Origin of the sequence: Gilliamella sp. Imp1-1, assembly GCF_001690415.1 — a bacterium.
Lineage (GTDB): Bacteria > Pseudomonadota > Gammaproteobacteria > Enterobacterales > Orbaceae > Gilliamella > Gilliamella bombi.
The window spans coordinates 1-1301 of record NZ_LZHK01000014.1 but is presented as its reverse complement, the minus strand read 5'-3'; the positions used below and the strand labels follow the sequence as shown (position 1 = coordinate 1301).

Here is a 1301-nt window from a genome sequence, read left to right as displayed (position 1 = left end):
ATAAGGCTTTCATCACCCGAGCAATGTAACGGCGTGACACCCAAATATTCTCTTTCTGTAAATCAAAACGAATTCGTCTTGTACCATAAGACTGATAGCTCTGATTAAATAGCGTCACGATTTTATTGGCATAAAGCCCTACTGATTTTTGTCTATTCAATTTACACTGATAATAAGCATAATGTCTTGATAATCCTAAATATTGACATAGCTTTGTTATGCTATAACGATGTCGATTTGCTTTTAGGATAGCGATTTTCGTCCTATTATCAGTGCTGCTTGCTTTAAAATATCGTTTTCCATACGGAGTTGTTTAAGCTCTTTACGCAACGCGATTAACTCTTGTTCTTGTGGACTGCGATTATCTTTTGTTTTAAATGAGCCGCTTTGGCTTGCTTGCGTTATCCAATGGTCCAAAGCTGATGGTGTCAAATCATATTCGGCAACGATTTCACTACGTGATTTACCATGTTGGATAAAGACTGACCATTTGCTGTTTAAAATCATCTGTGAATGTTCGTCTTTTGCGTTTAATCTTATTCATATTTGTTCCTTTTTTAGTTGTGATAAGTTTACCTTACCCCTTAAAAAAGTTGTATGATTTAGTGTAGCCGATCCACAAAGTGGCACAAGAAGGATGTGTGCTCACGGAAAATCAATTACAGGCCCTTGAAAAAGCCAAAGCATCAAAAGAAGCGCATGGTGAAATTGAGACACATCATCCGGGTTATTTATGTGCACAAGATACCTATTATGTAGGGCACATTAAAGGCATAGGGAAAATATACCAACAAACATTTATTGATACCTATTCCAGACTCGCTTTTGCTAAAGTCTATACCGAGAAAAACAGTCTGATTGCTGCCGATATGCTCAATGATAAAGTGCTTCCTTTCTTTGACAACGAACAAGTGCCACTTTTACGCATTCTTACCGACCGAGGGACGGAATATAATGGCCATAAGGAGAGCCATGCTTATGAACTTTATCTTAATCTAGAAGATATTGAACACACCAAGACCAAAGCCTACAGCCCACAAACTAACGGTATTTGTGAGCGATTCCATAAGACGATGAAAACAGAATGTTATGATATTTTATTTCGACGTAAGATTTACACGCAATTGAGTGAAATACAAAACGATATTGAGCAATGGCTTGAGTTTTACAATCGGGAAAGAGCACACTCTGGAAAATATTGTTATGGGAAGACACCATGGCAAACATGGAATGATGCAAAAGGGTTGGTTAAGGAAAAGCAATTGGAGAATTTATTTTGCTCATCGGACACGCATTTTGTT

The 1301-nt window shown here is 37.5% G+C and carries 2 protein-coding genes and 1 pseudogene; 1 reads left to right on the top strand and 2 read right to left on the bottom strand.

Annotated elements, in window-relative coordinates; all coding sequences use genetic code 11:
• Positions 1-118: IS3 family transposase (locus A9G38_RS12700; protein WP_442902855.1), on the bottom strand; the 118-nt coding region annotated here is incomplete at its 3' end.
• A gap of 125 nt (positions 119-243) precedes the next feature.
• Positions 244-507 carry an IS3 family transposase gene (locus tag A9G38_RS01990; protein WP_080702399.1) on the bottom strand — a complete coding sequence of 88 codons (264 nt, stop codon included), beginning with the start codon at positions 505-507 and terminating at the stop codon, positions 244-246.
• A 113-nt stretch (positions 508-620) separates the two neighbouring features.
• Between A9G38_RS01990 and A9G38_RS01985 the strand changes: the two are divergent.
• Positions 621-1301, top strand: a pseudogene (locus A9G38_RS01985) (integrase core domain-containing protein); the annotation flags it as partial.